We start from the raw sequence: 6,112 nt of genomic DNA, 5'->3' as shown, positions 1-6,112 counted from the left end.
TGCAGCGCGGCCTCGCGCAACGGCGCCAGCGCGTTGTCACCGGGCAGCAGGCCGAGTGCGCGCGACAGCCGCGTGTAGATCTCGGGCTCGGGCAGGGTGCCTTCGAGCGGCGCGACCACGCCGGCCCGGACATGGAAGATGTTCTTTGGGAATTCGAAGTTGAACAGCGTGAACTCGGTCTTCTCATATTGCGAGGAGGCCGGCAGCACGTAATGCGCAAGCTGCGCCGTCTCGGTCATGGCGACGTCGACGACGACAACGAGATCGAGCGCGCGCATCGCCTTCTCCACCGCGGCGGTGTTAGCCGCCGTGTTCGCCGGATTGGACGAATCGATCCACGCCGCGCGCAGGCGATCGGGATGATCTGACAGCACCGCGTCGCAGAACAGGTTTGGCGGCAGCAGGCCTCCGATCACCTCGGTATCGACAGCGGCAAAGCGCTGGTTCGGCGAATTGCCCCACAAGGGCTGCAGCCAGCTATGGAGCTGGTTGGTGCCCTTCCGGCCAAAGCTGCCGGTCAGCATGATCAGGAGCTTTTCCAGGTAGGAGTTGAGCGTGGAGTGTACGCCCTGCTGGATGCCAAGCTCGACACGCACCGTCATCGCCTTTGCCGCGACGATCATGTCAACGCAGTGCTCGATCTGGTCGAGCGGAATGTCGGCGGCTTCGGCCCACTCGGCGACGGGAATCTTGAGCAACGCGTCGCGCACCTCGCCATAGCCGGCGGTGTGTTCGGCGATGAAATCGTGGTCGACGGCATCACGCCGCACCAGCGTCGCCAAGATCGCGCCGAGCAGAAAGGCGTCGGCGCCGGGTCGGACGGCGAGATGCAGATCGGCCATCTCGGCCGTCTCCGAGCGGCGTGGATCGATCACGATCATCCTGCGCGTGGGATCTTTTCGGATCTGGTTGAGGTGGTCGCGCGCATTGGGAAAGCCGTGCGCGACCCAGGGATTGGCGCCGATCACGAAGAGGAGGTCGCAGTGATGCACGTCCTCGGCGGTGTGGCAGGTCTGGCTGCCGAACATGTGGCCGTTGACCCAGAAGTCGCCGGTCTTCTCCTGCGCCAGCGCATTGAAGACGTGGCGCGAGCCGAGCGCGCGCAGCAGCGCGTTGGCATAGGCGCCGCCGGCATGGTTGCCCTGGCCGCCGCCGCCATAGAGCGCGATGCTTTTTCCGCCATGGCGTTCGACGACGTCGCGCAGCCTGGCCGCGATCTCCGCGATCGCGGTGTCCCAGTCGATCGCGTCAAAGCCGCCGTCGGGGCGGCGGCGCAGCGGCGTGGTCAGCCGGTCCTTGTGATGGGCGTAGAACGGGATGCGTGAGGCCTTGTTGCAGAGATAGCCTTGCGACTTCGGATGCTCGCGGTCGCCACGCACCTTCGTGATGCGGCCGTCATCGACCCGGACTTCAATTCCGCAATTGACGTAGCAGAGATTGCAGGCGGTCTTGCGCCATTCGGAATTCTGCATCGGCATCTCTCCCGGGATCGTCTAGTTTCCGGTCTTTTATATTATAATCGTCATATTAACAAGCCGCCACCGAACGGACACGCAACATTGATGGCACAGCTGTTGCCGGCATGCGAAACTGGTTCCGATCGCAAAAACAATCCCAAAATCAGATCGGTGGAATCATGACTGACCAGCCCTTTCCGGGTCCCGCCTTGCGCCCGGTACACCTCGAGCTCGGCGCGCAGACGATCGCAGGCTTCGAAAGCCTCGGCACCGGCCGCCCGATCCTGCTGATCCACGGCAATTCATCCTCATCCCACATCTGGCAGAAGCAGTTGCAGGGCCCGCTCGGCGCCAAATATCGGGTGATCGCGATCGATCTGCCCGGCCACGGTGCATCCTCGCCGCCGCCCAACCCGGAGCAGGACTATTCCGGACCCGGCTATGCGGCGCTCATCGCCAGTGTTGCCCGCGAGCTCGGCCTGAAGGATGCCGTGGTCGCCGGCTGGAGCCTCGGCGGGCACGCAGTGTTGAATGCCGCGGCGTCACTGCCAGGTGCCGCCGGCCTGATGATCTTTGGCACGCCGCCGATCGGTGTCGGGCCGGAGGGCTTTGCCGGTTTCAAGAGCCTGTCGGCGACCGTCTTCACGCCGTCACCAAGCGAAGCGCAGATCAAGGAATGGGTGCTGTCGGCGTTCGCGCCCGGCTATGCGCCGATCCCGCCCTTTGTCGAGGCGGATTTTCGCAGGACCGACGGCAATGCGCGCGGCTGTCTCGGCGCCAGCGCGCAGGCCGGCCGCCTCGCCAATGAGGTCGAGATCGTGCGCAATCTGAAAATCCCGCTCGCGATCGTGCACGGCGCGGAAGAGCAGATCGCCGACCTCGGCTACCTCCAGCGCCTGCCGGCGCCGACATTGTGGCGCAGCGCCGTGCAGGTGATCGAAGGCGCCGGCCACGCGGTGCAATGGGAAAAGGCGGACGCCTTCAGCAAGCTGCTCGACGAATTCGCGTCGAGTATTTGAGCCAAGCGCTAACGCCGCGAGCCCGGCAGCATACGCGTCAGCGTGCGGTCATGCAGCACATAGTGGTGAACCAGCGCGGCGGCCGCATGCAGGCCGACCAGTAGGAGGAGCGCGTTGGCCAGCGTCTCATGAACTTCCTTGACGTTGCGCGCAAAACTGCGGTCCGCGACCCAAGGCGAAGCGATTTCGAACAGGCCGAACACCGGCAGCGCGTGGCCGCGGGCGAATTGCAGCGCGATGCCGGCAATCGGCGCGGCGACCAGCAGCGCGTACATCATATAATGTATGGCGCGTGCAGCCCGTTCGCTCCAGCGGCCGATGGCGGGGTCTTCCGGCGGCGGGGGATCGGCGAGGCGCCAGAACAGCCTGGCCGCCACCAGCGCAAGAATCGCAAGTCCGAGGAAGATGTGGATGAACTCGCCGGCCTCGCGTTGCGGGCCGCGCGGCAGTACGTCGCCGAACTGGCCGGTCAGCCAGGCGCAGAACACCAGTATGACGACGGCCCAGTGCAGGGTCATCGCGACGGCGCCATAGCCGTCGGGGGAGTTGCGAACGTGCATGAAATACCTCGCTCGCAATAACGATACTCAATCGGTGTCGTCCGGCCCTTGATGCACGTCAATTCGCAGCTCTTGCTAGGTCAGTCCCGCGCGCCGAAAGCCTTCCAGATAGTGCTCGCGATCCGCATCGCTGTTCCACGGCAGTTGCGTCGCGATCCAGGCGAGCGAGATGTTGGGCTGGGTGCGGCGCAGTTCGGTGAGGGCCGTCTCGGCGAGCTTTTTGTTGCCGCTCATCCCGGCCGACACCGCGAGCACGCGATAGGCGCCGGTGAGGTCGCCGCGGTGACGAATCGCTTCGCGCGCGAGCGCGATCGCCTCGTCGTAATGGCGCTCGGTGAAGCGCGCATAGCCGGCGATGCCATAGTAGATCGCAAGCGAGGGATCGCGCGGGCTGAGCCGGATCGCCCGCTGCGCCGCTTCATAGGACTCGCTGCTGCGGCCGGCGTAGGACAGCGCCAGCGCGTAATAGCCCTGCGCGACAGAAAAGTTCGGGTTGAGCGCGAGCGCCTGCTCGAACTCCGACAGGGCGTCGTCCAGCCGCCGGGTCGAAAAATAGACGCTGCCGAGCGCGGTGTGCGCCCAGGGGTCTTCGTGGTCGCTGCGAACGGCCGCGAGCGCGGCACGCTCGGCGATCGGTGCGGCCGTGGCAAGCTCAGCCCAGCCGAGATGTACGCCGAACATGTGGCTCGCGGCAAGCAACGACAGCGCCTGGCCGTAATCGGGATCGATGGCGATCGCCTGTTCGAGATGCACCTGCGCCATCTGATGATCCTGCCGCGTGATGCGCCAGTAGTGCGACAGGCCGCGCATCAGCAGGTCCCAGGCATCCAGGCTCGCCGGCTGCTTGCGCCGGGCGTGAAAATTCTCCGCCGCGTAGATCTGCGGTTCGATCGCCGCAACGATGGCGTTGGTGATCTCGTCCTGCACGGCGAAGACGTCGCCGAGATCGCGATCGTAATGCTCGGCCCAGATATGGCTGCCGGTGGTGGCATCGTTGAGCTGCGCCGTGATGCGCACGCGGTCGCCGGCCTTGCGGACGCTGCCTTCGACGACGTAGCCGACGCCGAGCTCGTCGGCGATTTCCCTGATGTGGACGGCGCGTCCCTTGTAGGTGAAGGAGGAGTTGCGCGCAATCACCAGGAACCAGCGCACTTTCGAGAGCGCGGTGAGGATGTCCTCGCTGATTCCGTCGCAAAAATATTCCTGCTCGGGATCGTCACTCATGTTCTCGAAGGCGAGCACGGCAATCGCCGGGCGATCCGGTGCCGTACGTGCCGGCGCGGCTTCGACGCGTGCAACCGCTGCCGTCGCCGGTTCCTGCTCCAAAACGTCGCCGACGAAGCGAAAGCCCTTGCGTGGGACGGTCTTGATCAGCCGCTGCGCCTCGCCATCGTCGCCGAGCGCTTTGCGCGCGGCGTTGATGCGGCTGTTGAGCGCGGAGTCCGAGACGATGCGATCGCCCCAGACGTTTGCGATCAGGTCATCCTTGCTGACCACGCGGTCCCGCTGCTCGACCAGATAGACCAGCAGATCGAACACCTGCGGCTGCATCGGCACGGGCGCGCCGCCCCGCGTCAGCTCGCGAAGGTTGCGGTCAAGGGTATGATTTTCAAAGTGAAATTGCACGTGTCTGTCGCCTCAAGCAAAAATCAGCGTCGTCTCAGGCTAAAATCAATCTTCCGCAAAAGCCCGGGCCCGTCCGATGCGGCATGGTGCAGCGACCTAACGAGTGCCGGTTTATCGGCGCAACGGAGCTGTCTATGACCCAAGTTCATTCCATCGGCCCGGATGTTGCGGGCTCCCGCGTGTTTAAGTTCTTCGCATTTCTGTACGGAATTGCGGCCTATCTCGTTTTTCTCGTCACCATTCTCTACGCCATCGGCTTCGTGATGGGCCTGGTGGTGCCCAAAAGCATCGATACGGGCGCAGATTCGTCGGCGCTCGAGGCGGTCGTCATCAATCTGCTCCTCCTGGCCCTGTTTGCGGTTCAACACAGCGTGATGGCGCGGCAGCGCTTCAAGGCCTGGTGGACGCAGATCGTCCCAAAACCCGTGGAGCGCAGCACCTACGTGCTGCTCGCGAGCCTGTCGCTGCTGCTGTTGTTCTGGCAGTGGCGGCCGATGCCCGCGATCGTATGGAACGTCGAAGCGCCTGACGTCGCCGTGACCATCATCACGCTGTCGCTCGCAGGATGGGCGCTCGTGTTCATGAGCAGCTTCATCATCAATCACTTTGAATTGTTCGGGCTCTATCAGGTGACCAATCATGTGATCGACAAGGAAGCGCCGCCGGCACGTTTCCGCACGCCGCTGTTCTACAAATTCGTGCGCCATCCCATCTATCTCGGCTTCATCATCGCGTTCTGGGCCGCGCCGACCATGACCGTGGGCCATCTGCTGTTCGCAGCCGTGACCACGATCTACATCCTGCTCGGCATTGCCCTGGAGGAGCGGGATCTCGTCGCGATGTTCGGCGACGAGTACCGGCAATACAAACAGCGCGTCGCGATGCTTATTCCCTGGCGCAAATCGATTTGAGCTGTCCTTCGCCTCCCCCCGCTCGCGGGGAGAGGCGAAGGCGTCAATCTGAATTCATCCGTTCAATAGGAGAGAAGAAAGTGAAGCATACTGGAACATGTTTTTGCGGCGCTGTCGCCGTCGAGGTCACGGGATCGCCGGAAGCGATGGGCTATTGCCACTGCAACTCATGCCGCTCGTGGTCAGGTGGCCCGGTGAATGCATTCAGCCTGTGGAAGCCGGAAGCGGTGCGCGTCACCGCCGGCGCCGATCACATCGAGACCTTTACGAAGACGCCGCTCAGCCAGCGCAAATACTGCCGCAAATGCGGCGGACATCTCATGACCAACCATCCGCCGCTCGGCCTCGTCGACGTCTTCACCGCAGCGATCCCGACGCTCGCCTTCGAACCGGGTGTCCACGTCAACTACGCCGAGACGGTGCTGCCGATGCGCGATGGCCTGCCCAAGCTGAAGGATTTTCCGGCCGAGTTCGGCGGCAGCGGCGAGATGGTGAGCGAGTAGATCGGAATTCCCAGCCACGAACTCGTCATGCCCGGG

General features: G+C 64.0%; 6 protein-coding genes. 3 read left to right on the top strand and 3 right to left on the bottom strand.

The genetic code is table 11. The features are described from left to right. Window positions 1-1,472: molybdopterin-dependent oxidoreductase (locus tag C2U70_RS32105; RefSeq protein ID WP_140982658.1), on the bottom strand; the 1,472-nt coding region annotated here is incomplete at its 3' end. A gap of 164 nt (window positions 1,473-1,636) precedes the next feature. Here C2U70_RS32105 and C2U70_RS32100 point away from each other — a divergent pair. Further along, window positions 1,637-2,476, top strand: coding sequence for an alpha/beta fold hydrolase (locus tag C2U70_RS32100; RefSeq protein WP_186294595.1), 840 nt, complete (start codon window positions 1,637-1,639; stop codon window positions 2,474-2,476). A gap of 8 nt (window positions 2,477-2,484) precedes the next feature. Here the strand turns inward: C2U70_RS32100 and C2U70_RS32095 are convergent, their stop codons facing one another. Continuing rightward, entirely contained in the window at window positions 2,485-3,036 is a 552-nt protein-coding gene (locus C2U70_RS32095; protein WP_140982653.1) for a cytochrome b, read from the bottom strand. 75 nt (window positions 3,037-3,111) lie between these two features. Then, window positions 3,112-4,662 carry a winged helix-turn-helix domain-containing tetratricopeptide repeat protein gene (locus C2U70_RS32090; protein WP_140982651.1) on the bottom strand — a complete coding sequence of 517 codons (1,551 nt, stop codon included), beginning with the start codon at window positions 4,660-4,662 and terminating at the stop codon, window positions 3,112-3,114. A 134-nt stretch (window positions 4,663-4,796) separates the two neighbouring features. Between C2U70_RS32090 and mddA the strand changes: the two genes are divergently transcribed. Further along, on the top strand, window positions 4,797-5,573 hold the full coding sequence (gene mddA / locus C2U70_RS32085; RefSeq protein WP_140982649.1) for a methanethiol S-methyltransferase: 777 nt from the start codon (window positions 4,797-4,799) through the stop codon (window positions 5,571-5,573). A gap of 80 nt (window positions 5,574-5,653) precedes the next feature. After that, complete coding sequence (locus C2U70_RS32080; RefSeq protein WP_140982647.1) at window positions 5,654-6,076, top strand: GFA family protein; 423 nt, start codon at window positions 5,654-5,656, stop codon at window positions 6,074-6,076. Window positions 6,077-6,112 lie beyond the last annotated feature (36 nt).

The sequence above is a fragment of the Bradyrhizobium guangdongense genome (assembly GCF_006483445.1).
In the GTDB taxonomy this organism is placed as follows: domain Bacteria; phylum Pseudomonadota; class Alphaproteobacteria; order Rhizobiales; family Xanthobacteraceae; genus Bradyrhizobium; species Bradyrhizobium guangdongense_A.
The sequence above is the reverse complement of the archived record's forward strand: the minus strand, read 5'-3'. Positions and strand labels throughout refer to the sequence as shown.

Bases quoted from the DNA above. Each gene is read 5' to 3' on its own strand.
- mddA (WP_140982649.1), top strand. From the start codon at position 4,797: ATGACCCAAGTTCATTCCATCGGCCCGGATGTTGCGGGCTCCCGCGTG.
- C2U70_RS32095 (WP_140982653.1), bottom strand. From the start codon at position 3,036: ATGCACGTTCGCAACTCCCCCGACGGCTATGGCGCCGTCGCGATGACC.
- C2U70_RS32100 (WP_186294595.1), top strand. From the start codon at position 1,637: ATGACTGACCAGCCCTTTCCGGGTCCCGCCTTGCGCCCGGTACACCTC.